This is a genomic window from Methylobacterium terrae (assembly GCF_003173755.1).
GTDB lineage: Bacteria > Pseudomonadota > Alphaproteobacteria > Rhizobiales > Beijerinckiaceae > Methylobacterium > Methylobacterium terrae.
Window position 1 is genome coordinate 1,407,760 of record NZ_CP029553.1, and the last position, 25,926, is coordinate 1,433,685.

The window sequence follows — 25,926 nt, forward strand, 5'->3', positions numbered from 1 at the left end:
CAGTGGAGGCCGACTCCTGCATCATACCCCACGTCAAAGCAACAATCGGTCGCGTTGTGCCATGCCTCCGCTAAATCTGGCAGAAGAAATTTTATTATTCGAATCAATTATGCAATGCAGGCATCGGCATTATCGTATTGCTCTAGCGCACAGAATGAAAATCCATCCTCTTCATCACGGCGTAGAATGGTATGTTCTCGAAAATGCCTAATGATTTCATGGCTATTCTCCCCATGACCCAATACATCGACATCGATATTCCGAAATCACAATCCGCGGTCCATGAGAGAAGTCCGATATAGGCAAAAATTGTTCGTCAAAAACTCAGACAAAACTGGCAGGTCCGCTAGCTAACACTCAGCAGCCCTCTGCCGCGCGCTCAATGGCGACATCCAGCGTGGTCCAGTTGGACAGAGGGGTAGCGGCGATCGAAGATCGCGCAGGGTGACACGCTTCCGTGCAAAGCTCTGAGCGTCGTGCTGACTGCGCAACGCTTAGCGGTTTACTCGGAAGCGTGTCACCCTCACGCGGGATCTTCGATCCCCAGGCCCCTCTCCCATACTGGAGAGGGGAGAAACGCTACACCTTTATTGGACAGATCAAGCGGAAGCCGTATCACGGAAGGCCATGACGCTGAGTTTCGCCTTCCATGCAGTAACACCTTTCGCGCGATCAAGCCGATCGGGTTCTGACCCTCATGCCTCACCGCTTCTTCCCCGGCCGCCGGAACACCCCGACGATTTCGACATGCGGCGAGTGCCGGAACTGGTCGACCGGCGTCACCGCCTCCAGCCGGTAGCCGCCGCGCACGAGGAGCGCCGCGTCGCGGGCGAAGCTGCCGGCGTCGCAGGACACGCCGACCACCACCGGCACCTTCGATTCGGCGATTCTCGCGCTCTGCGACTCGGCGCCGGCCCGGGGCGGGTCGAACACGATGGCGTCGTGGCGGTCGAGTTCGGGGGCCAGCAGCGGGCGGCGGAAGAGGTCGCGGCGCTCGGTCGTGACGGTGCGCAGGCCCGGCGTCTCGCGGAAGGCGCGGTCGAGGGCCTTGAGCGCCCCGTCCTCACCCTCGACGGCGTGGACGGTGTGGCCCTCGGCGAGCGACAGCGAGAAGGCGCCGGCGCCGGAGAACAGGTCGACCACCCGCTTGGCCTTCGCCACCCCCTCGACGACGAGGCGGGCGAGCGTCGCCTCGCCCTCGGCCGTCGCCTGGAGGAAGCCGCCGGCGGGAGGCACCAGCCGGGAGCGGCCGACGGGAATCTCGGGCGGGCGGCGCACGATCAGCACCTCGCCATGGAGCGAGAGCCGGGCGAGATCGAGTTCGCCCGCGAGCAGCACCAGGGCCTGGCGCGCCCGGTCGGAGGCCGGGCCGTGGCCGCGGATGTCGACGTCGAGGCCGTTCGCCGTCGCGGTCACCTGGACGTCGAGGGGCTTTCCGCCGCCGCCGCCGAGAGGACGGCTGACCGCCCGGGCGACCTCGGGCGCGCGGTGCAGGGCGGGTTCCGTGATCGGGCAATGGTCGATCGCGACCAGCGCGTGGCTGCGCGCCGCCATGAAGCCGGCCTGCGGCCCGCCCTTCGGCGGGTGCCCGCCTTCGCCCGCGCGCACGTGCAGGGTGATGCGGCGGCGGCCCGCGCCGTGGGCATCGAGGAGCGGCGCCACCGGCGCCTCGATCCCGGCTCGCGCCAGGGCGCCGACGACGAGGTCGCGCTTCCACTCGGCATAGGGCGCGGGTGCGAGGTGCTGGATGGCGCAGCCGCCGCAGGTGCCAAAATACGGGCAGAACGGCGCGATCCGGTCCGGCGAGGCGGCGAGCACCGCGTCGAGCCGGGCGCGGGGCGGGCGGGTGCCCTCCTCCGGTACGGCCCGCACGGTCTCGCCCGGAAGGGCGCCCGGTACCACGACGCCGTTCAGGCTCACCCCGTCGCCGCGCAGGCCGAGGCGGGCGATCTCGCAGGTCGTCATCTCCGCACCGTCACTCATCGTCCGGCCTCCCGCACCGCGCCGATCAGGAATTCCCGGTTGCCGTCGCCGCCGTCGATCGGCGACGGGATCAGGCCGCGCACCGTGAAGGCCAGCGACGCGACGAGATCGCGGATGCGCGCGCAGACCGTCTCCAGCACCGCCTCGTCCCGCACCAGCCCGCCGCGGCCGACATGCTCGCGCCCGGCCTCGAATTGCGGCTTGATCAAAGCCACCAAGGCAGCGTCCTGCGCCAGGAGCGGGATGATAGGCGGCAGGACCAGCCGCAGGGAGATGAAGCTCACGTCGATCACCAGGAGGGAGGGCGGCTCGGGGAAGGGAGTCAGGGAGCGGGCGTCGGTCGCCTCGAGCGCCGCTACGCGCGGGTCGGCGGCGAGGCTCGGATGGAGCTGGAAGCGGCCGACGTCGACGGCGTGGACGAGGGCGGCGCCGCGGCGCAGCAGCACGTCGGTGAAGCCGCCGGTGGAGGCGCCGATATCGAGGCAGGTCCGCCCCGCCGGGTCGATCCCGAAGGCGTCGAGGGCGGCGGCGAGCTTGAGGCCGCCGCGGGAGACGTAGGGGTGCGGCGCCTCGGCGACGATGGCAGCGCTCCGGGGGATCAGGTCGGACGGCTTGCGCACGACGACGCCGTCCGCCCGCACCAGGCCGGCCTCGATCGCACCCTGCGCCCGTGCCCGGCTCTCGAAATGGCCCGCCTCCACCAGGAGGCGGTCGGCCCGCAGCCGCTCGCCCGTCGTCATCGCCCTCGATCCTTGGTCGTGTATGACCGTATCCGTCGCTGCTTCCGCCCTTGCCGGGGCGTCCCCGCCGGCGCCGGATGCCCTAGCTATACGGCGACACACGAGGAGAGTGTTCGAGATGAGAAACATCGTGCTCGCGAGCGCCTTCGGCCTCGCCCTCGCCGCCCCCGCGCTGGCGCAGGACAAGCCCGCGGCGGACAAGCCGGCGGCGCCGACGACCTACGACGCGCCGATCGTCAACAACAAGGGGGAGACGATCGGCAAGATCGCGCTCAGGGACGGCGCCAACACGCTGGTGATGCGGGTGACGATCCAGCCCGGCGGCCTGCCGCCCGGCTGGCACGGCATCCACTTCCACGCCGTGGGGAGTTGCGCCGACACCGACAAGTTCCAGGAGTCCAAGGCGCACGTCAATCACGACAACGCCAAGCACGGCCTGCTGAACGCGGAGGGCCCGGACGAGGGCGACCTGCCGAACGTCTACGCCAATGCCGACGGCTCGGTGAATGCCGAGGTGTCGAGCGACACGCCGCTGACCGGCGAGGGCGGCCTGAAGGACAATGACGGCTCGGCCCTGATCATCCACGCCAACGAGGACGATCACGCCACGCAGCCGATCGGCAATGCGGGCGCCCGCATCGCCTGCTCGGTCATCAAGTAGCCCCGACCGGGCCGCGTCCGCCGGACGCGGCCCGGTTCCGGCTTCAGCGCTGCCGCCGGGCGACGCTGACGACGTTGCTCGCCGTGACGTTGCCGGACGATTTGGCCTCCGGACGCGCCGGCAGGATCGCCTCGACGACCGTGACGATCGACGCCGCGTCGAGCCCGGCTTCCGCGTACATCCGATCCGGCGTGTCGTGCTCCTGGTAGCTGTCCGGCAAGGTCAGCGTCCGCACCCGCACCTTGCCGTCGTCCAGCGCCCCGCGCGACGACAACAGGTGCAGCACCATCGCCCCGAAGCCCCCGACCGACCCCTCTTCCAGCGTCACCAGGACCTCGTGGCTGCCCGCCAGGTCCAGGATCAGCGCCTCGTCCAGCGGCTTGGCGAACCGCGCATCCGCCACCGTCACGCCGATGCCCGACGCCTCCAGACGCTCCGCCGCCTTCACGGCTTCCGCCAGGCGCGTGCCGAGGCTCAGAAGCGCCACCCGCGCGCCCTCCGGACGCCGGATCACCCGGCCCTTGCCGATCGCCAGCGCCTCGCCCCGCTCCGGCAGCTCGACGCCCACGCCCTCGCCCCGCGGATAGCGGAACGCGATCGGGCCGGTGTCGTGCGCGTGCGCGGTTGCCACCATGTGCACCAGCTCGGCCTCGTCGGCCGCCGCCATCACCGTCATGTTCGGCAGGCAGCACAGATACGCCAGGTCGAACGCGCCCGCATGCGTCGCGCCGTCCGCACCCACCAGGCCGGCCCGGTCGAGGGCGAAGCGAACGGGCAGGTTCTGCAGCGCCACGTCGTGCACCAGCTGGTCGTAGCCGCGCTGCAGGAACGTCGAGTAGATCGCGCAGAACGGCTTGAACCCCTCCGTCGCCAGGCCCGCCGCGAAGGTCACCGCGTGCTGCTCGGCGATGCCGACGTCGAAGGTCCGCTCCGGATGCGCCTTCGAGAACAGGTCGACGCCCGTCCCCGACGGCATCGCGGCGGTGATCGCCACCACCTTGTCGTCGGCGTCCGCCGCCTTGATCAGGCTCTCGCCGAACACGCGGGTATAGGCCGGGGCGTTGGGCTTGGCCTTGGTCTGCTTGCCCGACACCACGTCGAACTTCACCACCGCGTGGCCGCGGTCGGCGGCGGCCTCGGCCGGCGCGTAGCCCTTGCCCTTCTGGGTCACGACGTGGACCAGCACCGGGCCGTCGGGCGCGTCGCGCACGTTCTTGAGGACGGGGAGCAGGTGGTCGAGGTTGTGGCCGTCGATCGGGCCGACGTAGTGGAAGCCGAGTTCCTCGAACATCGTGCCGCCGCCGGCCAGGATGCCGCGCGCGTACTCTTCCGCCCGCGCGGCGGTGTCGTAGATCGCCTTCGGCAGGAGGCGGCCGAACTGCTTGGCGGTGTCGCGCAAGCTCCGGTAGGTGTCGCCCGAGACGAGCCGCGCGAGGTAGGACGACATGGCGCCGACCGGGGGCGCGATCGACATGTCGTTGTCGTTGAGGATGACGACGAGGCGCGACTTCAACGCGCCGGCATTGTTCATCGCCTCGTAGGCCATGCCGGCCGAGATCGAGCCGTCGCCGATGACGGCCACGACGTTGCGGCGCGGCGGCGTCTCGCCGCGGGCCTTCGCGGCGGCGTCCGCGAGGTCGCGGCCGATGGCCATGCCGAGGCCCGCGGAGATGGAGGTGGAGGAATGCGCCGCGCCGAAGGGGTCGTAGGGGCTCTCGGAGCGCTTGGTGAAGCCCGAGAGGCCGCCGCCCTGGCGCAGCGTCCGGATGCGGTCGCGCCGTCCGGTGAGGATCTTGTGGGGGTAGGCCTGGTGGCCGACGTCCCAGATGATGCGGTCGTCGGGGGTGTTGAAGACGTAGTGGAGGGCGACGGTGAGCTCGATGACGCCGAGGCCCGCGCCGAGATGGCCGCCGGTGACCGAGACGGCGTCGATGGTCTCGGCGCGCAGCTCCGCGGCGAGCTGCGTCAGGTCGCTCTCGGGCAGCTGGCGCAGGTCCGCGGGGACGCGGACGCGGTCGAGGAGGGGAAGGTTGAGCGGTGACACCGGAGCCATCCTCACGTCCGGAAGGAGAAGACCCGCCGCCGGCGCGCGGGGCGGGATGAATGGGAGCGATCAGGCGACATCGAGCGGCGCCGTCCCGGCGGCGCGTCCGTCCGCCCCGAGGGTGATGCGCTGGATGCGCGCCTCGGCGCGCTGCAGCAGCGTCTCGCAGTGGCGCTTGAGGGCCTCGCCGCGCTCGTAGATCGCGACGGACTCGTCGAGCGGCACGTTGCCCTGTTCCAGGCGCTGGACGATGCCCTCGAGTTCCTCGAGGGCTTTCTCGAACGGCAGGTCCGCGGTTCCGGTCGGGCCGGCGGGTACGGAGACGGCCGCGCGGCTGGCATCGGACCGGGCTGCGGACATGCGCTACTCTACTCCCATGATGAGCGTTGGGTTATGGCGATGAGGATCGCGCGAAACAACCCTTCGGCGGTGCCACGGGGTGGAGACCGGGCCGCTCATGCCTGTTTGCGCGCCAGGGCTGCGTTTCGGCCACAGTGGAATCACTCGACGGTGAGGCTGAAGGGTTCGCCCTCGAAAGCGTCCTCGCCGCGACCGATCGCCGCGATCGCCGCCACCATCCGCCCGTCCCGCCCGAGCATCGCGTCCGCGACCGCGACGAGGCGGCGATTCGGGGTCGCCGAGGGCGAGGCCCGGCGCAGGTCGCGGGCGATCTCGGCCTCGTCCCGGTCGGGCCGCAGGGCGCAGGTCGCGATGAAGGCGGCGGCCGTCGAGCGGCTGATGCCGGCGTAGCAGTGGATCACCAGGGGCTGGGCCCGGTCCCAGGCGCGCACGAAATCGAGGAGCCGGCGCACATGGGCCTCGTCCGGCAGGACGTGGCCGTCGAGGGCGTCGGTGATGTCGCTGATGCCGACGAACAGGTGGTCGGCTTCGGCGATGGTGGGCGGTCGCGTCACCGGCGTGCCGACATTGATGAGGGTCACGACCTGGCGCGCGCCGGTCGCCGCGACGGTCTCGGGCAGGCGGGACAGGGCGCACACGTGCAGGGTCGGCATGGCGGCGGATGATCCTTGTCTACGAGGCCGTGGCCGGCTGCATCGCCGCGGCGAGGGCGTGGAAGCGGGCGAGGAAGGCCCCTTGCGCCTCGGCGGTCGGCCAGGGCTCCAGCAGGGCGTCGAGGGAGGCGTCGACCCGGTCGGGCTTGCCGAACACCCGCACGGCCTCGATCTGCGAGAAGCCGGCGAGCCGCGTCGCCTCGAGATAGGCGCTCAGCCGGTCGGCCCGCTTGATCAGGTGCTGCATCGCGGCCGTCGGCGCCGGCGAGAGGCCGAAGCGCAGGCGGATCGCCGCCAGCAGCCGGTTCTCCACCGCCTTGTAGGAATGGCCGATCGCCGCCTTGAACGGCGAGATGATGTCGCCGATCACGTATTCGGGTGCGTCGTGCAGGAGCAGCTCCAGCCGCCCGGCGGCGGGGATGCCGGGCTCGTAGGCGCCGCCGATCGCCTCGACGAGCAGCGCGTGCTGCGCCACCGAGAAGACGTGCGGGCCGGCGGTCTGCCCGTTCCAGCGCGCCACGCGGGCGAGGCCGTGGGCGATGTCGGCGATCTCGACGTCGAGGGGCGACGGGTCGAGGAGGTCGAGGCGCCGCCCCGACAGCATCCGCTGCCACGCCCGGGGCTGGCCGCTCACGCCGTTCCCCCGAGGCCACCTGGCCCCGGCAGGGCAGCGCAGGGGGCATGGCGGCAGCAGCCGACGAGGTGGTCGTTGATCATGCCGACCGCCTGCATGAAGGCGTAGACGATGGTCGGGCCGCAGAAGCCGAAGCCCTCCGCCCTGAGCGCCTTCGAGACCGCCCGCGAGACCGCGCTCTCGGTCGGGATGTCGGCGCGGGTCTCCGGGCGCGGCTGGAGCGGGCGCCCGTCGACGAAGTCCCACAGGAAGGCCGAGAAGCCGGGGCCGCGCTCCTGGATCGCCAGGTAGGATCGCGCGCTGCGGATCGTCGCCTCGATCTTGGCGCGGTTGCGGATGATGCCGGTATCCTGCATCAGCGCCTCGACCTCCGCCGGACCGAACCGCGCGATCGCCTCGGGCGCGAAGCCCGCGAAGGCACTCCGGAAACCGTCGCGCCGGCGCAGGATGGTGATCCAGGACAGGCCGGCCTGGAACCCGTCGAGGATCAGCTTCTCGTAGAGGGCGCGGTCGTCGTGCTCCGGCACGCCCCACTCGGTGTCGTGGTAGGCGACGTAGAGCGGGTCGGTGCCCGGCCACCAGCAGCGCTGGCAGCCGTCGGGATGCGGGATCAATCCGGTCGACATCCGGTGTCGTGTAGCGGGGGCTGACCGGAACGCAACCTACTCGACGAACTCGGCGGCCGCGAAACCCTGCAGGTAGAGGAGCCCCGTGAGGTCGCCGTGGTCGATGCGCGCATGCGCGGCGGCGGCGACCGCGGGCTTGGCGCGGAACGCCACGCCGAGACCCGCCTCCTCCAGCATCGCCAGGTCGTTGGCGCCGTCGCCGACCGCGAGCGTCTCGGCCGGGTCGAGGGCGAAGCGGGTGCGCAGCTCGATCAGCGCGGCGCGCTTGGCGTCGCGCCCGACGATCGGCTCCGCGACAGTGCCGGCGAGCGTTCCGCCCTCGGTCTCGAGCCGGTTCGAGCGGTGCTCGTCGAACCCGATCCTCGCCGCCACCGGCCCGGTGAACAGGGTGAAGCCGCCCGAGACCAGGGCCGTGTAGGCGCCGTGCGCCTTGAGCGTGCGGACCAGGGTGCGCCCGCCCGGCGTCAGGGTGATGCGCCCGGCGATCACCTCGTCGATGGCGCCGAGCGGCAGCCCTTTCAGCAGGGCGACGCGCTCGCGCAACGCCGGCTCGAAGGCGATCTCGCCCCGCATCGCCCGCTCGGTGATCGCCGCGACGTGGTCCTTGAGGCCGACCTGGTCGGCGAGCTCGTCGATGCATTCCTGGCCGATCATGGTGGAATCCATGTCGGCGAGGAACAGGCGCTTGCGCCGGTGGGGGCCTGCGACCTGGACCGCCACGTCGATCGGCTCGCCGCCGAGCGCCGCGCGCAGGCGCCCGGCGAGGCCTGGAGCCGCCTCGGGCGCGCCCTCGACCAGGATCTCGGCGGCGACCTCGCCGTGCAGGATGCGCGGCTGGTGCTCGGTCGCCAGCACCCGCCGGGCTTCGGCCAGCACCGCGTCGGTGATGGCGGGGCGCTCCGGGTTTGCTATCAGGGTGGCGACCAGGGTCATCGGGGATCTCGGGCTCGTCTTCTCGCGGCGCGTCCCGCCCGCGCGCGAGGAAGGGGCAGGCATGGACGGGCGGGTTCGGGCGATCCTCATCGCAGGGCCGACCGCCTCGGGCAAGTCGGCGCTCGCGCTGGCGCTCGCCCGCCGGCACGGCGGCACGGTGATCAACGCCGATTCGATGCAGGTCTACCGCGATCTGCGCCTCCTGACCGCCCGGCCCGCGCCCGACGAGGAGGCGCGGGCGCCCCACCGCCTCTACGGCACGGTCGACGGCGCGGTGAACTTCTCCGTCGGCCACTATCTGGCGGAGGCTGGCGCGGCCCTGCGCGAGGCCTGGGCGGCGGGCAGCCTGCCGATCGTGGTCGGGGGCACCGGGCTCTACTTCACCGGGTTGACCGAGGGCCTGTCGGAGATCCCGCCGGTCTCGGAAGCGGTGCGGGCGGAGGTGCGGGCGGAGGCCGAGGGGCGCGCGACGCCGGACCTGCACGCCGCCCTCGCCGGTCGCGATCCGGAGGGCGCCGCCCGCCTCGACCCGAACGACCGCCTGCGGGTGCTGCGGGCGCTCGAGGTGCTGGCCGCAACCGGCCGGCCGATCGCCGCCTTCCACGCCGCGCGCCGGCCGGGCCCGCTCACCGGCTTGCCCTGCACAAGGCTCTTCCTCACCCCGGACCGCGAGACCTTGCGGGCACGGATTGACGCCCGCTTCCTCGCCATGATGGCGGCCGGCGCCCTCGACGAAGTCCGGGCGCTCGCCGCCCGCGGCCTCGACCCGATGCTGCCGGTGATGCGCGCCCACGGCGTGCCGGGGCTGATCGCCCACCTGCGCGGGGCACTCTCCGGCGACGAGGCCGTGGCGCGGGGCCAGGCGGATACGCGGCGCTACGCCAAGCGGCAGGTGACGTGGTTCCGCCACCAGGCCGGACCGGACTGGACGTGGGTGACGCCGGAGGCGGCGATGGCGGGGGTGGCGGCGGGACTATGGGACCGGCCGCGCTGACGCAAGGCCTGGAGGGCCTGCCGGTCCGGGCATCCGGTCGCCGCACATCGGTGCCCGGGGTACTATCGGACTTTCTTGAACGCTCTCAGTGATTTATCGGACGATCCTGAGAACGCGACAGAGCTGGCCGCGCCGTGAGGCACGACGACCGGAGAGGATGAGCAGATCCGGGCAAGTGGCTGCGGATATGAACTGTTTCCCGCTCAGGCTCGCCTGCGCCGCCCCTCCAGCAGCCACATCGCCAGGACGGCCGCCGCCAGGGCCGCCAGCGCCGCGAGGCCGAGGCCGAGGGGGTAGACCGAGACGCCGCGCACCGCCGCGCTGTCGCTCGGGCGGAAGCCGATCCAGTCCGAGCCGGCGAGCCGCCCCGAGCGGGCGATCTGCAGGCGCGGGATGGCGATCCCGCCCCCGGCCTCGGCGAGGCGGCGCACCGAGCCGCCGGTGGCCTCGGCGAGCCCGCGCAGGCGCTCGGTGTCGCTGAACACGTCGACGAGTTCGCGCGGATTCGCGGGCCCGACGCTCACGAAGGCGACGAGGGCGCCCGCCCGCAGGGTGTGCAGCCCGAGTTCGTCGGCCTCGAAGGCGGCGGCGAACAGGCCCGGCTTGTCGGGATTGAGCGTCAGGGTGCGGGCCTTGCCGCTCGGCGCCGTCACGGTGACGGGCTCGGCGGTGTCGCCCATGGTCTGGCGCTCGACCCGGACCTCGCGGCCGTGGCCGGTGGCGGTCGCCCGCAGGGCCTCCTCCTCGAGGGCCGGCTCCTTCATCAGCCAGTGGCCGAGGCGGCGCAGCAGGTCGAGATGCGGCCCGCCGCCCTCGTAGCCCCGGGCCCAGAGCCAGGCATGGTCGGAGAGGAGCAGCGCCACCCGGCCCTTGTCCTCGCGGGAGAGCGCGAGCAGCGGCAGCGAATCGGCGCCGGCCATGATCGGGGTGACGCCGGGGCGGACCTCGGCGCCGATCAGGCGCAGCCAGTCGCCCCAGGCCGGGGGCGAGGCGTCGGAGCCCGGCAGGTCGCGGGTGACCGGGTGGCGCTGGCCGCTGCCCGTCAGCGCCGCCTTGTAGGGCCGCTCGACCACGCGGCCATTGGGCTCGCCCGGCAGGATCGCGGCGAGTCGCGTGCGGGCGAGGCTGGCGGCGGAGGCGAATTCCGGCCCGGCGGCGATCAGGAGCGCCCCGCCCTCGCGCACGTAGCGGACGATGTTGTCGAAGTAGCTCGACGGCAGCACGCTCTGGTTGGCGTAGCGGTCGAAGATGATGAGATCGAAATCCTTGATCTTCTGCTGGAACAGCTCGCGGGTCGGGAAGGCGATCAGCGAGAGCTCCGAGATCGGGGTGCCGTCCTGCTTCTCCGGCGGGCGCAGGATGGTGAAGTGGACGAGGTCGACGTTGGCGTCGGACTTCAGCAGGTTGCGCCAGGTCCGCTCGCCGGCATGGGGCTCGCCGGAGACGAGCAGCACGCGCAGCTTCTCGCGGATGCCCTCGATCGGCAGCACCGCGCGGTTGTTGGCGGTGGTGAGCTCGCCCGGCAGCGCCTCGGCCTCGATCTCGACCACGTTGGGGCCCCCGTGCTCGACCCGCAGGGTCAGGTTGAAGGGCTGGCCGGTGCGCACGGACTGGCGCACCACCTCCTCGCCGTCGCGGCGCACCGTCACCACCGCCGCGCCGGTGCCGCCGCGCTCCATCACCTCGGCCCGGATGGTCTGGTCGCGCCCGACGATGCCGAAGCGCGGCGCCTCGATCAGGCGGATCTGCCGGTCGCGCTCGTCGGGCCGGCCGGTGACCAGAACGTGGAGCGGCGCCTTGAAGCTTGCGGATGCGAGGTTCGCCGGGATGTCGTGGACGACGCCGTCGGTGAGCATCACGACGCCGGCGAGCCGGTCCGGCGGCACGTCGGCGAGCGCGCTCGACAGGGCGGTGAACAGCCGCGTGCCCTCGTCGCCGCCGGCCTCCGGCACGTCGACGAAGCGCGGCTCGATCTCGGCGAGCGTGCCGAGGCGCCGCTGCAGCTCGGCGCGGACCCGGTCGGTCATCGCCGGCCGGTCGCCGAGCCCCTGCGAGCCCGACCGGTCGACCACGACCGCGACCACGTCCCTGACCGGCTCGCGCTCCTCCTGGACCAGCGAGGGATTGGCGAGCGCCAGCAGCACCAGGGCGAGGACGAGGACGCGCAGCAGCGCCACCGACCCGCGGGCGAGGACCGCGACCACGGCGAGGAGCGCGGCGAGCCCGGCCAGGGCCCAGAGGACCGGGACGGGGATGAGGGGGGCGAGGCTGAGGCTCAGCATGAGAATGTCTCTGGGCTGCGGTTTCGCCCGTGGGGCGGCCGCAGGTCGTGAGGGTCGTGCGCAGCGGTCGGCGCTTGCGGGGCCCCCTCATTTGTCGGGGAAGCCGCATCAGCGATCCGGTGCAGCACGGCGTCGAGATCGGACAGTACGTCCTCGTTCTTGAATCGCAGCAGGCAGAAGCCCAGGCGTTCGATCTCCTCGGTTCGCTTGGCGTCGTAGTCACGGTGCCACTCGTGCTGGCGACCGTCGAGTTCGACGATCAGTTTGCGCTCAAGGCAGAGAAAGTCGACCGTATAGAGCAGGAGGGGCACCTGTCGCTTGAACTTGAGCCCATGAAGCCGGCGCCCACGGAGCGCCGTCCAGAGACGATCCTCGGCGGAGGTCGCCTGCTGACGTAAAATCCTGGCAAACTGCCTGGGTTCTCGTGCCATGCTCTGTGCTGTCCCACGAAGACTATGAGAGCGCGGGATCCCCTCTCCCGTGTGGGAGAGGGGTTAGGGGTGAGGGTGCTACGGTTCTAAGGCCGGCTCGTCCGTCGCGCTGCCAGCACCACGCTCAGCGATTTACACTGAGGCGTGTCACCCTCACCCCTACCCCTCTCCCACACGGGAGAGGGGATCCCGCGCGAATCTCGTTTAGTTCTGCATCCAACAAGCTGCTCTTTACTGCCCCAATCTCTCCAATAACGCCGGCACGTGGACCTGGTCGGCCTTGTAGTTGCCGGTGAGCGCGTACATCACCAGGTTGACGCCGCCGCGGAACGCCATCTCGCGCTGGCGCGGATCGCCGCCGACGAGGGGATAGAGCGCCTCGCCCCGGCGGCCGATGGCCCAGGCCGAGGCGAGGTCGTTGCCCGTGATGACGATCGGCGAGACGCCGTCGCCGGCCCGGGCCGGCCGGCGCTCCGCCCCGTCGCCCGCCGGCGGCAGCGCCTCGACCCAGGTCTGGCCGGTGGCGTAGCGGCCCGGGAAGCCGTCGACGAGGTAGAACGCCTTGGTGAGCACGTGGTCGCGGGGGACCGGCTCGAGTTCCGGTACCTCGAGCGTCGCGAGCATGCGCTGAAGGTAGGCGGCTTCGGGCGTCGGCGGGCCGCCGGGGCGGGCGGTCATCGCGTCGCGGGTGTCGAAGATCACCGTGCCGCCGTTCTTCATGAAGGCGTCGATGCGCCGGATCGCGTCCGGGCTCGGCAGCGGCCGGTTCGGGACGATCGGCCAGTAGATCAGGGGATAGAAGGCGAGTTCGTCCCGGGCCGGGTCGATGCCGGCGGGCTCGCCCGGTTCGAGCGCGGTGCGGCTCGCCAGCATCTGGGTCAGGCCGGCGAGGCCCGCCCGGCTGGTTTCGTCGACGGTCGCGTCGCCCGTCACCACGTAGGCGATGCGGGTGACGAGCGCCGATTCGATGCCGTTCGGCCGGTTGGCCGCCGGCTCCACCGCCCGCGCGGCGTCGGGTGCGGCACCCAGCACCAGGATCCCGAGGACGAGCGCCGCGGCGGCCGGCCGGCGGCGCAGGCGCGTCGCCATCCGCCCGAGGAAGCCGCCGAGCCACAGGCTCGCCAGTGTGTCGAGGGCGAGGCACAGCAGCGCCGCGAGGAAGAACGGTCCGCGCAGGTCGCGGGTGCGGGCTTCCTCCAGGCCGCCGAAGCGGGCGCCGGACAGGGCCGCGAGGTCGAGGGGCTTCAGGCGGTCCTCCACGGTGAGGGCGTTGACCGCGAGGCCGCCATCGACCGGGCCGTAATAGCCCGGCGGGTGCTCCGGCGTCGCCCGCTCGGTCCAGGTCGCGGGCACCGCCCGTGCGGTGGCCGGAGGGGATTTCAGGGCGCCGAACCCGTCGAGGGTCAGGCGCGGGGCGAGCACCGGCGGGGGTGTGCCCGCACCGGTGCCTGTCGTCGGCGGGGTGGTGCCGGCGAGCGCCACGACCCGGCGCAGCATGGTCACGAACAGGCCCGACAGCGGCAGGTTCGACCAGGTGGTGTCGGCGGTGACGTGGACCAGGACCACCATGCCCTCCCCGCGCTTCGCGGCGGTGACGATCGGGGTGCCGTCCTGCAGGGCGGCCCAGGTGCGCCGGGCGAGCTCGCCGTCCGGCTCGGCGAGGATCTGGCGCCGCACGCCGATATCGGCCGGCGGCGTCAGGCCCGCGAAGGGGCTCTCGGGCGCGAACGGCGCCAGCGTGCGCGGGCTGTCCCAGGACAGGGTGCCGCCGAGGTTGCGCCCGCCCCGGCGCAGGCGCACCGGCACGAGGTCGTCGCTGCCGGCGGCGAGGCGCGGGCCGGCGAAGCGCAGGAGCAGCCCTCCCTTCTCGACGAAGGCCGAGACCCGCTCCTGGATCGCGGGGTCGAGGGCGCCGACATCGGCGAGGACCAGCACCGAGACCTGCGAATCGAGCATCTGGCCGATCGACTCGGCGACGCCGCGCCCGGCCCGTGGCTCCTGCACGTCGGCGAAGGGGGTGAGCGCGCGGGAGAGGTAGTAGGTCGGCGAGAGCAGGGGCTGGGCCTGGTCGGCCGTGCCGCCGAAGACGAGGCCGACCCGGCGGCGGCGGCCGCGCTCGTCGGCGAGCACCACGGCGCCGGCCGAATGCTCGCCCGCGACCTCGAACCGGGCGATGGTGTTGCGCAGCTCCATCGGCAGGTCGAAGCGCACCGCGGTCGCGGTCGCGTCGCCCGCGAAGGCGAAGTTCGTCTCGGCGAGCGGCAGGCCCTTGGCGTCGAGGGCCCGGACCGTGCCGGCATCGCGGCCGTTGGCGGCGGCCCGCACCACGCTGACGCCGAGCTGTCCGCCCGAGGCGTCGGGGCCGGCGAGCGCCAGGGCCGGCGGGCGCTCGGCCTTGAGCACGGTGACGTCGGCACGGCCGCGCGCGGCCGCGGCGGCGAGGCCCGCCGGGAAGGCGTCGCCCTCCGGCCCGGCGACGCCGTCGCTGACCCAGACCGCGGCGCTTCCGGGATTCCGCTCAAGGAAGGCCGCGAGCGCCGGCAGCTGCGCCGACCGGTCGGCGAGGTGCGGCAGCGGCTCGATGGCGCGCAGGCGCTCCAGGGCCGGGCCCGGACCGGTGGCCTCGAGGCCCGCCGGGGTCGAGGCGGTCGCCATGAGCGCCACCGGCCGTCCGGCCCTGGCCGCCGCCTCGACCTCGGCGGTGGCGACGCGGACCCGGTCGCGCCAGTCCTGCGCGGCGGTGAATCCGTTGTCGAGGACGAGGACGAGGGGGGTGCGCCCGTCGCCCGCCGCCTGCGGGGTCGGGTTCCAGACCGGCCCCGACACCGCCAGGATCAGGCAGGCGGCGGCGAGCAGGCGGAGCGCGAGCAGCCAGGGCGGGGTGCGGGCCGGCGTCTCGCGCTCCGGCAGGAGGTCGGCGAGGATGCGCAGGGGCGGGAAGTCGATCCGGCGCGGCCGCGGCGGCGTCACCCGCAGGAGGTACCACAGCGCCGGCAGGGCGATCAGCGCCGCGAGGGCGGCGGGGGCGGCGAAGCTGAGGGGCAGTCCGAACATCGAAGGCGTCCTCAGCCCGCGCTGCGGGCGGCGGCGACCAGGGTGACGAGGCGCAACGCCGCCTCGCTCGCCGGACGGTCGGTGCGGTGCAGCGTCAGCGTCCAGCCCTGCGCGCGGGCGATCTCCGCCAACGCGTCGCGATGGGCGCGGATCCGGCGCCGATAGGCCTCGCCCCAGGCCGCCGCGTCGCCGACGCGGAGCGACAGGCCGGCCTCGAGGTCGTGCAGCTCGGCCTGGCCGGAGAACGGAAAGCTCTCTTCGACCGGATCGACCACCATGACGAGGTGGCCGCGGCTGCCCGCCGCTGCGATCGCGGCGACCGAGGCCCGCACCTGCTCAGGGGGAGAGAGGAAGTCGCCGATCAGCACCACCTCGTCGAAGCGCCCGACGGGCGCGCGGGGCGGCAGGTCCTCGTCGAGGCCCGACGCGTCGGCGACCAGCGTCTCGGCCATCCGCTCGACGATGGTGCGGGTGGCCTGGGGCCGCGACAGGCCCAGCAACCCGACCCGCTCGCCGGCCTCCACGAAGGTGTCGCCGAGCGCGAGCGCCAGCACCAGGGCGCGCTCGATCTTCGGCGCCTGGGCGAGGTCGGAGCCGAAGCCCATCGAGGCGGAACGGTCGATCCAGAGCCAGACCGTGTGGGCCGCCTCCCACTCGCGCTCGCGGACGTAGAGCCGGTCGTCCCGACCCGAGCGGCGCCAGTCGATCCGGCTCGCCGCCTCGCCGGCGACGAAGGGGCGGAACTGCCAGAAGCTCTCGCCCGGCCCGGCCCGGCGGCGGCCATGCAGGCCGTGCGCCAGGGTGGCGGCGACCCGGCGGGCCTCCAGGATCAGGCGCGGCATCCGCTCGGCGAGCGAGAGCGCGGTCTCGGTCTCCCGCCGGCCGGGGGCGCGGAGGCCTGCGTCGAGGACGCGGGTCGAGGCCACCGGGTCAGAGCCGCCCGACGAGGCGGCCGATCAGGCCGGGGACCGTCTCGCCGTCGGCGCGCGCCGCGAAGGTGAGCGCCATGCGGTGCTTGAGCACCGGCTCGGCGAGCGCCGCGACGTCGTCGACCGAGGGTGCGACCCGGCCCTCGATCAGCGCGCGGGCGCGGACCGCCAGCATCAGGGCCTGGCTGGCGCGGGGGCCCGGCCCCCAGAGCAGCTTGTCGGCGATCGCCGCATCGCCCCCGACCGGGCGCGCCGCCCGCACGAGGTCGAGGATCGCGTCGACCACCGCCTCGCCGACGGGCAGGCGCCGCACCAGGCGCTGGGCCGAGAGCAGGGCTTCGGTGTCCATCACCGCCTGCGGCCGGTGCTCCTCGGCGCCGGTGGTCTCGAGCAGGATGCGGCGCTCGGCGGCGCGGTCGGGATAGCCGACGTCGATCTCGAGCAGGAACCGGTCGAGCTGGGCCTCCGGCAGCGGGTAGGTGCCCTCCTGCTCGATCGGGTTCTGGGTCGCCAGCACGTGGAACGGCCGCGGCAGGTCGTGGCGCGCGCCGGCGACCGAGATGAACTGCTCCTGCATCGCCTGCAGCAGCGCCGACTGGGTGCGGGGGCTGGCGCGGTTGATCTCGTCGGCCATCAGCAGCTGGGTGAAGATCGGCCCGCGCACGAAGCGGAACGAGCGGTGCCGGTCCTGGTCCTCGTCGAGGATCTCGCTGCCGAGGATGTCGGAGGGCATCAGGTCGGGGGTGAACTGCACCCGGCGCGCATCGAGCCCGAGCACCGTGCCGAGCGTCTCGACGAGCTTGGTCTTTGCGAGACCAGGCAGGCCGACGAGCAGCCCGTGGCCGCCCGCCAGCACCGTGACCAGCGCGAGGTCGACCACCTGCTCCTGCCCGAAGATGACCCCGTGGATCGCCTCGCGGGCGCGCCCAACGCTCGCGAGGCAGGCCTCCGCGGCGGCGACGATGCCGTCATCCATCGGGGTCGCGGCCGGCGCGCTGGCTTCCATCATGCGGTGTCCTCGTCCTCGTCCGGGGCGCCAGGTCCGGGGTTCCACGAGCGCCGTCCGGGAACCGCGAGTGTGGATCCCTTCCGCACCGCAAGGCAAGGTCGGCGCGACGACGCAGGGCGGCGGGGCCGAGGCGGCGGGACCGAGGCGGATTGCGCGCGGCGTACGCCTCATCCTCCGCGCTCCGCAGACATGGAGGCGTTCATGAAGGGAAGCGCACGGGTTCTCCCCTCTGCCCGCCCGCGGGGAGAGGAGGAAACCGTGCCTCCTCGTCGCGCAGGATTGATCGACGGATGGACGCGCCTCACGGCTCCCGGCAGGTGAAGCTCTCGGCCTTGTCCGCCTCGCCGCCCTGGTAGCGCGCCTCCTGCGGGAACGGGCAGAGCGGCCGCGTGCGGCCCGGGAAGGCGGTGCCGCGGGCGATGAGCCGGTCGGGCGCCTCGCCGCGCTCGACCCAGCCCTCGATCGCGGCGAGCGGGTCGAAGTCGTCGAGGGCGGGACCGCCGCCGCAATGGGTCATGCCGGGCACCAGGAACAGGCGCGCCCGCTCCGAGAGGGCCGCCGCGCCGCCGTTGTGGCGGGCGAGGTCCCGCCAGTGCTCGACGAGGTCGCGGGCGGAGAAGACCGGATCGGCGACGCCCTGGTACACGAGCAGCCGACCGCCGCGGGCGGCGAAGGTCGACAGGAAGGTGCCGGTCGGGTCGTTGATCGCGGCGGTCTCGGCGGTGCGCGGGGTGTCGCGGTCGAAATCGAAGCGCAGCGCGTCGAAGCCCGGATCCGGCGGGGTGAGGAAGTAGTTCGCGATCGCCGCCGGCCCGAGCGTCGCGTTGCGGGCGTTCGGCGTCGCGGTCCTCGAGGTGCCGAGCTTCCAGGCCCGCCAGCCCGGCGCGGCGAGGCCCGGATCCCAGGGCCAGGAGGCGTAGATCGGGGTTCCTTGCGAATCCCGGGCGCCGCCGAAGGCCCGCCGCAGCGCCTCGACCTGACGGTCGGCGAGGCAGGTCGCGGTCTTGTCGCCCGGGCAGGCGAGGCTCGCGGGATCGAACCGGCAGGAGGAGACCGCCTCGACCGCGCCGTCGGCGAGCCCGTCGGCGGCGTCGCAGGTCTTGAGCACCGCATCGGCGACGAGGCCGAGGTCCGCCTCGCTGAAGGCCTCGGCGAGGATCGGCTTGCCTTCCGGATCGTTCGGCGCGGCGTCGAGGAAGGCCCTGGTGTCCCAGATCTGGCCGAGCGCCGCCCGGGTGAGCCGGAAGGCCGGGGCGCCGGCGACGATGCCGTCGAAGGCGGTGGGGTAGCGCGTCGCCGCCATCAGGGCGGAGCGGCCGCCGTTGGAGCAGCCCATGAAGTAGGCCTTCGCCGGGGCGCGGCCGTAGCGGGCCGCGATGAGCGCCCTCGCCTCCCGCGCGACGGTGCCGATCGCCCCGTAGGCGAAGTCGATCCGGGCCTGCTGGTCGAGGCCGAAGGCGGCGTCGGCATTGTCGCGGCCGCGATGGCCGGAATCCGTCGAGGCGACGGCGTAGCCCCGCAGCAGGGCCGGCGGCGCCGTCGCCCCCGAGACCGGGATCGCGCCGAGCGCCTCGCCGACCACGCCGTCGAGCCCGCCCCCGCCCTGGAACAGGAAGCGGCCGTTCCACGCCTCCGGCAGGCGCAGCTGGAAGCCGGTGCCGTAAGCCACGCCCCCCGCTCCGACCCGCGGGTCGATCGTGCCCTCGACGAGGCAGTGGGCCGGCAGCGCCGCCCTCGCGCGGGCGGCCCCGGTGAGCGCGGCGCGGCCCGGATTGTCGGCCGGCAGGGTGCCGGCGGGCACCGCCTCGGCCCGGGCGATGCGCAGGTCCGGCCGGGCGAGCCGGGTGAGGTCGCCGCAGGCGAGCGCGTCGGCGAGGGCGGGGTGGGCGAGCGCCGTCAAGAGGAGGCCGGCGAGAGTCAGGGCGGCCGGCAGGACGCGCCCTGCCCTTCCCGTCTCGATCCTTCGGGTCGTGCCGCGCATCATGATGGCCCCTCCCCCAGGGTTTCCCCGCCACTCGGCACCGACCGGCGCGGCCCGTCAAGCGACGGGAGGGGATTCGACCTGCGGAACGCTGCGGCAGTGCGTCCTCTCCCCTGTCGCCGCGTCTCGCCCAGACGCATGATCGCCCGAAGCCCGCAGACAAGGGAGGATTCCGATGACCGACCGCGACGCCCCGCCCGCCACCCGCCGCGCCCTGCTCCTCGCCGGCGCCGGCCTCGCCCTCGCGGGGCCGGCCCTCGCCGAGGAGGCGCGCACTCCCCTCGCCGACGTGCCGATGGTGTCGCCGCGGACCGAGTTCGTCTACGAGGCGGTGGTCGAGATCGCCCCGCTGGTGTCGCTGGGCGATTCGCCGCTCGGCGAGCGCCGCATCGTGCCGATCACCGGCGGGCGCTTCCAGGGTCCGCGGCTCGGCGGCACGGTCCTGCCCGGCGGCGCCGACCGGCAGCTCGTGCGCAAGGACGGCGTCCGGCGCCTCGACGCCCTCTACGAGATGAGGACCGACGACGGGGTAATCCTGACCGTGCGCAACCAGGTGCTGATCGATCCCGGACGCGACGGCGCGCCGGATTACCGCTTCTCGACGATCGACGTCACGGCGCCCGAGGGTCCGCACGCCTGGCTCAACCGGCTGGTCCTCGTCGGCACCCTCGCGAGCCTGCGGCCGTCCCGCGACGCGGTGCTGGTGCGGGCGTTCCGGCTGGCATGACGTGTGGTACGATCAACCCGGACAATCGGGAGCGCCCGCCATGCGCGCCGCCGAGACACGCGACCCTCCGATGAGCCTCGACGGCTTCCTGGCCTTCCTGGAGGGCAGGCCGAGGTGGGAGCGTTGGGAACTGGATGACGGGGTGCCGCTGACGGGCCCGCAGCCGACGCGGCGGCACGACTGGATTCAGGTCAATATCCTGGAAGCGTTGCGGCAGCACCGCCGCCGTCATACCAGTCCCTGGCGCCCCTCCGGCCCGAGCCAGGTTCCGGTGCCGGGCGCAGCGCGAACCGTGGCGCCTGACATCCTCGTGGCGATCGACGACGGCCACCACGACCTCTGCATCACGCCCGCACCGCTCGTGGTGTTCGAGGTTCTCTCGCCCAGCGACAGGCCCCGGCGCCAGGCGTCCAAGCTGGCGGCCTACGCCGCCGTCCCGTCGATCCAGAGCGTCGTGCTGGTGCGCCAGGACCGGCAATCGGTGACGGTGCATCGCCGGAACGCCGAAGGTGGCCTCTCCGCCTTCGTCTGCACCGAGACGGTCGGTCTGCCGGAGATCGGCATCACGCTGGCGTTCGGGACGATCTACGACGACATGCCACTTCTATAGAGTGGAATGCCGGTCACGGTTCGACGAGGACCGCGAGCCGTCGCGCCGATCGTACCAGCCGCGGGCCGATGGTCGCGCGTCGGGCATGCGAGGTGGCACCGCCTCACCCCAGCTCGGCCACCAGAAACTCCCGCACCGCCCCCGCCTCGATCCCGGGCGCGATAAAGCTCTTCCCGATCCCGCGGGCCAGGATGAAGGTGAGCGCGCCGTCGCGGACCTTCTTGTCCTGGCGCATGGCGTCGAGGAGCTGGTCGGCGGTCCCGCAGCCGCCCGGCACCTGGGCGAGCGTCGTCGGCAGGCCGGCGAGCGCCAGGTGGTTGGCGACGCGGCCGGCATCCTGGCCCGGGCACAGGCCGAGCCGGGCCGAGAACCGGAAGGCGAGGCAGAGGCCGATCGCCACCGCCTCGCCGTGGACGAGGCGGGCGGACTGGTAGCCGGTCAGGCGCTCGAGGGCGTGCGCGAAGGTGTGGCCGAGGTTGAGCAGCGCCCGCTCGCCGTCCTCGCGCTCGTCGCGCACCACGACGCCGGCCTTGGCGCGGCAGCAGGCCGCCACGGCGGATTCGCGGGCCGGCCCGCCGGCGTAGATCTCGGCGAGGTTGGCCTCGCACCAGGCGAAGAAGTCGGGGTCGTCGATCAGCCCGTACTTCGCCACCTCGGCGTAGCCGGCGCGCATCTCGCGCAGGGACAGCGTGTCGAGGGAGGCGGTGTCGGCGATGACCAGGCTCGGCTGGTGGAAGGCACCGACGAGGTTCTTGCCGTGGGGAGAGTTGATGCCGGTCTTGCCGCCGACCGAGGAATCCACCTGGGCGAGCAGCGTGGTCGGTGCCTGGACGAATCGCACGCCGCGGCGGAGCGAGGCGGCGGCGAAGCCCGCCAGGTCCCCGACGACGCCGCCGCCGAGCGCGAGCACGAGGTCGCCGCGCTCGATCCGGTGGGCGATCAGCCCGTCGCAGACCTGGGCGAAGCCCGCGTAGCTCTTCGAGGCCTCCCCCGGCGCCACCGCGATCAGCCCGGTGCGCAGGCCCGCCCGCGCCAGCGAGGCAAGGACGGCCTCGCCGTACTCCGCCGCCACGGTCTCGTCGCTCACCACGCCGACGGCCCGGGCCTCGAGCGCCGCGACCCGGGGGCCGATCTCGGCGAGCAATCCCCGTCCGACCAGGATGTCGTAGGCCCGGCCGCCGTCGAGGGGCACGTGAACGGTCTGGGTCTGCACGGGTCTCACATCCGATCGTGGGGCGCTGCTCGATGGGGGTCGGCTACTGCGCGGCGAAGCCCTGGCTGGCGAGTTCCGGCGCACCGGATTCCGGCCCCTCGCCCGGCACCTCGCCGGACAGGCTTCCCGGCAGGTCGCCCGCCGGAGAGCCCGCCATGTAGGCGTCGAGGGCTTCCAGCACGTCCTGCACCACCCGGTCGTGGGAGACGTCGCGCGACAGCACCATCACGTCGGCCCCGCCGTAGACGGGGTAGCGCACGTCCATCAGCCGGCGCATCGTCCCCTCGGGATCCTCGTTCTGGAGCAGCGGCCGGCCGGGGCGCTTGCGCACCCGGCGCATTAGCACGTCAAGATCGGCCTTGAGCCAGACCGAGACGCCGGCCTCGGCGATGCGGGCCTGGGTCTCGGGCCGCATGAAGGCGCCGCCGCCGGTGGCGAGCACCATCGGGCCCTCGCGCAGGAGGCGGGTGATCACCCGCTCCTCGCCGTCGCGAAAGCTCGGCTCGCCGTAGATGGCGAAGATGTCCGGGATGGTCAGGCCGGCCGCCGCCTCGATCTCGTGGTCGGCATCCTTGAAGATCAGGCCGAGGCGTCCCGCCAGGCGCTTGCCGACGGTGCTCTTGCCCGCGCCCATGAGCCCGACCAGCACGATCGAGCGCAGGCCGAGGCCCCGGCGCACGCGCGCCTCGATCGACTGTTCATGAGGGGGACGCTGGTTCATGCGGCGTTCTTTAGCCTGTTTTTCGCGCAGGGCGAAACGGCGGATGCGGGGAAATCCCGCACCGTTCGCCGACAGGTTTCGTCACCGCCCGCCTCGGCGCCCGCGCAACAGCCTCCCGCATTCCGCGGGCGCCGCCGCGGCCGGCCTTGCCTCGCGGGGCAACCCGTGGTCGAACCGACGGCCAAGGTGGCCGGCGCGAGGGCGTCCGCGCCGCTCGTTGTCACGCGTAGTCCCGGGGCCCCTCCGACGTGCCGACCCTCTTCCGCTTCCTGGCCGTGGTGGCGATCCTGGGCGGGCTCGCCTTCGCGGCGATGTTCGCCCTCGCCACCTTCGTCGAGCCGACCCCGCGCGAGATCTCCGTCACCATCCCGAACGCGAAGCTGCAGCCGAAATGAGCGCTCCGGGTCCGCAGGGCCTGATGCACGCCTATCTCGACATGCTGGCGGCCGAGCGGGGGGCCGCCGCCAACACGCTGGCGGCCTACCGGCGCGACCTCGACGACTACCTCGCCTACCTCCAGGGCCAGCGCCTCGCGCCCGGCGAGGTCGAGGCGGCGGGGATCCGCACCTACCTCGCCGAGCTCGAGGCGCGGGGCCTCAAGAGCACCTCGGCGGCCCGCCGGCTCTCCTGCGTGCGCGGCTTCCACCGCTTCCTCTACGCGGAAGGGCTCGTCGAGAGCGATCCCACCGCCCCGGTCTCCGGGCCGAAGCGCGGGCGCGGCCTGCCCAAGGTGCTCTCCGTGGCGGAGGTCGACCGGCTGCTCACGGTCGCCAAGGAGGCGGCCGTCACGGCGCCGAACCCCGCCGAGGCGGCGCGGGCGGGGCGGATGCACTGCCTGATCGAGCTCCTCTACGCCACGGGCCTGCGCGTCTCCGAGCTCGTCGCCCTGCCGCGCGCCGCCGGCGCCACCAAGGAGCGGTTCCTGGTGGTGCGCGGCAAGGGCGGGCGCGAGCGGCTGGTGCCGCTGACCGAGGTCGCCCGCAGCGCCATGGCGGCCCACCTCGCGACGCTCGCCGCGCCCGGCCCCTGGCTGTTTCCCGCCGACAGCGAGACCGGCCACCTCACCCGCCAGGCCTTCGCCCGCGACCTCAAGGCGGTGGCCGCCGCGGCCGGCATCCGCACCGACCGGATCAGCCCGCACGTCCTGCGCCACGCCTTCGCCAGCCACCTGCTGCAGAACGGCGCCGACCTCAGGGTGGTGCAGGAGCTGCTCGGCCACGCCGACATCTCGACGACGCAGATCTACACCCACGTCCTCGACGAGCGGTTGAAGCAGATGGTGCGCGACCTCCACCCCCTGGCGAACGCCTGACGCCTGCGTCCTCGAGTGACGCAGGGGCGATGACGACCTATCTGCCCCTCGACAAGCGGCGCGAGGCCGCGCGGGGGAACGCAGCACGTGCCGGTCTCGACCCTGTCCATCGTCGCGCAGGCCCTGGCGGGGCTCCTCATCGCCGCGACCCTGCTGCCGTTCTGGCGCAGCCGCGCCGGGCTGGTGCGCACCTTCGACTTCCCGCGCTTCCAGATCGCGAGCGCGATCCCGCCGGTCCTGGTGCTCCTGGTGGCGGCCGGGCACGATCCGCTCTCCCTCGCCCTCGGGGCCGGGCTGCTGGCCGCCCTCGGGCTGCAGCTGCGGCGCATCCTTCCCTTCACCCGCCTGGCGCGGCCGACGGCCGCCGCGGCGCCGGCGGGTGCGGATCCGGCGCGGTGCGTCTCGATCCTGATCGTCAACGTGCTGCAGTCGAACCGGGCCTACGACCGGCTGCTGCGGGTGGTGGAGGGATGCGACCCCGACCTGATCCTGGCGCTGGAGACCGACGCCGGCTGGCGCGACGCCCTCCAGCCCCTGCGGGCGCGCTACCCCCACGGGGTCGACCAGGCGCAGGACAACACCTACGGGCTGATCCTCTACTCGCGCCTTCCCCTCGACGACCTCCGGGTCCGCTTCCTCGTCGAGGACGACGTGCCCTCGGTGCGCGCCGGCGTCACGCTGCCCTGCGGCGAGCGCTTCACCTTCCACGGCGTGCATCCGCGCCCGCCGCATCCGGGCCAGAGCAGCGCGACGCGGGACGGCGAGCTGGTGCTCGTCGCCCGCGAGGTCGCGCGGGAGGGCGGACCGGCGGTGGTGGCGGGCGACCTCAACGACGTCGCCTGGTCGCGCACCACGCGCCTGTTCCAGGCGATCGGCGGGCTCCTCGACCCGCGGATCGGGCGCGGCGCCTACCCGACCTTCCACGCGAACTGGCCGATCCTGCGCTGGCCCCTCGACCACGTGTTCTTCTCCGAGCATTTCCTGCTCGCCCGGCTCGAGCGGCTCGGCCATGTCGGCTCCGACCACTTCCCGATCCTGATCACCCTGTGCCGCCACGACTCGGCCGAGGAGGTGCAGGAGCCGCCCGCGGCCGATGCCGAGGACCGGCGCGAGGGCGCCGAGGCGGTGGCGGAGGCGCGGGAGGAAGCCGCGTCGTGAAAAGTCAAACAGTATGACTATTCAGCCGGGCGCCGCCGTGATGTAAGGGGCCGGCCGGCGCCGCTTTGGCGCCTCCCCGTCGGCGGACCGTCTCGATCCATGCGCGCGCCTTTCTCCCCCTTCCGGGCCGCCGATCCCGCACCGCCCGGCACCGGCCTGGTGGTGATTCCGACCGGGCGAGCGCGCTCGAACCACGCCGAGGTGGCGCGCAGCCTCGGCACCGCGATCATCGCCGGCCGCTTCGCCGCCGGCGCCAAGCTGCCGGGCGACGGCGACCTGCTGGCGACGTACCGGGTGTCGCGGCCGGTCCTGCGCGAGAGCGTCAAGACGCTGGTGGCCAAGGGGCTCCTGACCACCAAGGCCCGGGTCGGTACCGTGGTGCGCGAGCGCGCGGCCTGGAACATGTTCGACGCCGACGTGCTCGCCTGGCACCTCGAGGCCGGCATCGACCGGCGCTTCCTGCGCGACCTCGCCGAGATCCGCCTCGCCGTCGAGCCCGCGGCGGCGGCCCTCGCCGCCGAGCGCCGGACCCCCGACGACCTCGCCGCCCTAGAGGCGGGGCTGGCGCGGATGCGGGCCGCGCCGTCCGATTCCGAGGGGTTCTCCGAGGGCGACCTCGCGCTCCACGTCGCGGTGGCCGTCGCCTCCGGCAACCCCTTCATGCGCTCGATCGGCGGGGTGATCGAGGTCGCCCTGCGGGCCTCGTTCCAATTGAGCGCCCCGGTCGAGCCGGCGGAGCGCGAGACGACCCTCGCCGCCCACGCCCGGATCGTCGCGGCGATCGCGGCTCGCGACCCGGCAGCCGCCGCCGCCGCCATCACCGAGGTCATCCATAACGGCCTGCGCCGGCACGGCGCCGCGGCCTGACACC

The 25,926-nt window shown here is 73.3% G+C and carries 24 protein-coding genes; 8 read left to right on the forward strand and 16 right to left on the reverse strand.

Annotation, left to right across the window (positions count from 1 at the left end; all coding sequences use genetic code 11):
• Positions 1-702 precede the first annotated feature (702 nt).
• Together DK419_RS06300 and DK419_RS06305 are read right to left on the reverse strand one after the other, a co-directional pair.
• Positions 703-1,983, reverse strand: coding sequence for a class I SAM-dependent RNA methyltransferase (locus tag DK419_RS06300; protein ID WP_109958326.1), 1,281 nt, complete (start codon positions 1,981-1,983; stop codon positions 703-705).
• Positions 1,980-2,723: a TlyA family RNA methyltransferase gene (locus DK419_RS06305; RefSeq protein WP_109958327.1), complete on the reverse strand. Its 744-nt coding sequence runs from the start codon at positions 2,721-2,723 to the stop codon at positions 1,980-1,982. The genes DK419_RS06300 and DK419_RS06305 overlap by 4 nt, the downstream gene beginning before the upstream one ends.
• Before the next feature lie 118 nt (positions 2,724-2,841).
• Here DK419_RS06305 and DK419_RS06310 point away from each other — a divergent pair, with 118 nt between their 5' ends.
• On the forward strand, positions 2,842-3,384 hold the full coding sequence (locus DK419_RS06310) for a superoxide dismutase family protein (RefSeq protein ID WP_109958328.1): 543 nt from the start codon (positions 2,842-2,844) through the stop codon (positions 3,382-3,384).
• A 43-nt stretch (positions 3,385-3,427) separates the two neighbouring features.
• Here the strand turns inward: DK419_RS06310 and dxs are convergent, their stop codons facing one another.
• The 6 genes from dxs to serB form a co-directional block, all read right to left on the reverse strand.
• A complete protein-coding gene (gene dxs, locus DK419_RS06315; protein ID WP_208642288.1) occupies positions 3,428-5,437 on the reverse strand; it encodes a 1-deoxy-D-xylulose-5-phosphate synthase in 2,010 nt (669 codons plus the stop codon).
• A 60-nt stretch (positions 5,438-5,497) separates the two neighbouring features.
• Entirely contained in the window at positions 5,498-5,788 is a 291-nt protein-coding gene (locus DK419_RS06320) for an exodeoxyribonuclease VII small subunit (protein ID WP_109958329.1), read from the reverse strand.
• A gap of 140 nt (positions 5,789-5,928) precedes the next feature.
• Positions 5,929-6,441 carry a tyrosine phosphatase family protein gene (locus DK419_RS06325; RefSeq protein ID WP_109958330.1) on the reverse strand — a complete coding sequence of 171 codons (513 nt, stop codon included), beginning with the start codon at positions 6,439-6,441 and terminating at the stop codon, positions 5,929-5,931.
• Between the two features lie 19 nt (positions 6,442-6,460).
• Positions 6,461-7,045, reverse strand: coding sequence for a YfbR-like 5'-deoxynucleotidase (locus DK419_RS06330; RefSeq protein WP_109958331.1), 585 nt, complete (start codon positions 7,043-7,045; stop codon positions 6,461-6,463).
• A 26-nt stretch (positions 7,046-7,071) separates the two neighbouring features.
• Positions 7,072-7,701: a DNA-3-methyladenine glycosylase I gene (locus tag DK419_RS06335; protein WP_109958332.1), complete on the reverse strand. Its 630-nt coding sequence runs from the start codon at positions 7,699-7,701 to the stop codon at positions 7,072-7,074.
• A 36-nt stretch (positions 7,702-7,737) separates the two neighbouring features.
• Positions 7,738-8,811 carry a phosphoserine phosphatase SerB gene (serB, locus tag DK419_RS06340; protein WP_425352661.1) on the reverse strand — a complete coding sequence of 358 codons (1,074 nt, stop codon included), beginning with the start codon at positions 8,809-8,811 and terminating at the stop codon, positions 7,738-7,740.
• On the opposite strand from serB, the gene miaA reads away from it, so the two are divergent.
• Positions 8,696-9,628 (forward strand): tRNA (adenosine(37)-N6)-dimethylallyltransferase MiaA, encoded by a 933-nt coding sequence (gene miaA, locus DK419_RS06345; RefSeq protein ID WP_109958334.1) that lies wholly within the window; start codon positions 8,696-8,698, stop codon positions 9,626-9,628. The genes serB and miaA overlap by 116 nt on opposite strands.
• A 203-nt stretch (positions 9,629-9,831) precedes the next feature.
• Here miaA and DK419_RS06350 read toward each other — a convergent pair whose 3' ends face one another.
• From DK419_RS06350 to DK419_RS06375, 6 genes are all read right to left on the reverse strand, one after another.
• Positions 9,832-11,910 carry a hypothetical protein gene (locus tag DK419_RS06350; RefSeq protein ID WP_109958335.1) on the reverse strand — a complete coding sequence of 693 codons (2,079 nt, stop codon included), beginning with the start codon at positions 11,908-11,910 and terminating at the stop codon, positions 9,832-9,834.
• Entirely contained in the window at positions 11,904-12,341 is a 438-nt protein-coding gene (locus tag DK419_RS06355) for an endonuclease domain-containing protein (RefSeq protein ID WP_109958336.1), read from the reverse strand. Before DK419_RS06355 ends, DK419_RS06350 begins: the two co-directional genes overlap by 7 nt.
• 231 nt (positions 12,342-12,572) lie before the next feature.
• On the reverse strand, positions 12,573-15,395 hold the full coding sequence (locus DK419_RS06360) for a DUF4159 domain-containing protein (RefSeq protein WP_109958337.1): 2,823 nt from the start codon (positions 15,393-15,395) through the stop codon (positions 12,573-12,575).
• An 11-nt stretch (positions 15,396-15,406) separates the two neighbouring features.
• On the reverse strand, positions 15,407-16,321 hold the full coding sequence (locus DK419_RS06365) for a DUF58 domain-containing protein (protein ID WP_109958338.1): 915 nt from the start codon (positions 16,319-16,321) through the stop codon (positions 15,407-15,409).
• 4 nt (positions 16,322-16,325) lie between these two features.
• Positions 16,326-17,333, reverse strand: a complete 1,008-nt coding sequence (locus DK419_RS06370; protein ID WP_109958339.1) for an AAA family ATPase — start codon at positions 17,331-17,333, stop codon at positions 16,326-16,328.
• 301 nt (positions 17,334-17,634) lie between these two features.
• On the reverse strand, positions 17,635-19,317 hold the full coding sequence (locus tag DK419_RS06375; RefSeq protein WP_208642289.1) for a tannase/feruloyl esterase family alpha/beta hydrolase: 1,683 nt from the start codon (positions 19,315-19,317) through the stop codon (positions 17,635-17,637).
• A gap of 172 nt (positions 19,318-19,489) precedes the next feature.
• On the opposite strand from DK419_RS06375, the gene DK419_RS06380 reads away from it, so the two are divergent.
• Positions 19,490-20,041 (forward strand): DUF3237 domain-containing protein, encoded by a 552-nt coding sequence (locus tag DK419_RS06380; protein WP_109958340.1) that lies wholly within the window; start codon positions 19,490-19,492, stop codon positions 20,039-20,041.
• Positions 20,042-20,081: 40 nt separating this feature from the next.
• Complete coding sequence (locus DK419_RS06385) at positions 20,082-20,651, forward strand: Uma2 family endonuclease (RefSeq protein ID WP_109958341.1); 570 nt, start codon at positions 20,082-20,084, stop codon at positions 20,649-20,651.
• A 103-nt stretch (positions 20,652-20,754) separates the two neighbouring features.
• Here DK419_RS06385 and aroB read toward each other — a convergent pair whose 3' ends face one another.
• Positions 20,755-21,864, reverse strand: coding sequence for a 3-dehydroquinate synthase (aroB, locus tag DK419_RS06390; RefSeq protein ID WP_109958342.1), 1,110 nt, complete (start codon positions 21,862-21,864; stop codon positions 20,755-20,757).
• A 43-nt stretch (positions 21,865-21,907) separates the two neighbouring features.
• Positions 21,908-22,585, reverse strand: a complete 678-nt coding sequence (locus DK419_RS06395) for a shikimate kinase (protein ID WP_109958343.1) — start codon at positions 22,583-22,585, stop codon at positions 21,908-21,910.
• A gap of 248 nt (positions 22,586-22,833) precedes the next feature.
• On the opposite strand from DK419_RS06395, the gene DK419_RS06400 reads away from it, so the two are divergent.
• The 4 genes from DK419_RS06400 to DK419_RS06415 all read left to right on the forward strand — a co-directional run bounded on the left by DK419_RS06400 (position 22,834) and on the right by DK419_RS06415 (position 25,922).
• Positions 22,834-22,980 (forward strand): histidine kinase, encoded by a 147-nt coding sequence (locus DK419_RS06400; RefSeq protein ID WP_109958344.1) that lies wholly within the window; start codon positions 22,834-22,836, stop codon positions 22,978-22,980.
• Positions 22,977-23,897, forward strand: a complete 921-nt coding sequence (locus tag DK419_RS06405; protein WP_109958345.1) for a site-specific tyrosine recombinase XerD — start codon at positions 22,977-22,979, stop codon at positions 23,895-23,897. Before DK419_RS06400 ends, DK419_RS06405 begins: the two co-directional genes overlap by 4 nt.
• A gap of 87 nt (positions 23,898-23,984) precedes the next feature.
• Positions 23,985-25,055 (forward strand): endonuclease/exonuclease/phosphatase family protein, encoded by a 1,071-nt coding sequence (locus tag DK419_RS06410; protein WP_109958346.1) that lies wholly within the window; start codon positions 23,985-23,987, stop codon positions 25,053-25,055.
• Positions 25,056-25,154: 99 nt separating this feature from the next.
• On the forward strand, positions 25,155-25,922 hold the full coding sequence (locus DK419_RS06415; protein WP_109958347.1) for a FadR/GntR family transcriptional regulator: 768 nt from the start codon (positions 25,155-25,157) through the stop codon (positions 25,920-25,922).
• Positions 25,923-25,926 lie beyond the last annotated feature (4 nt).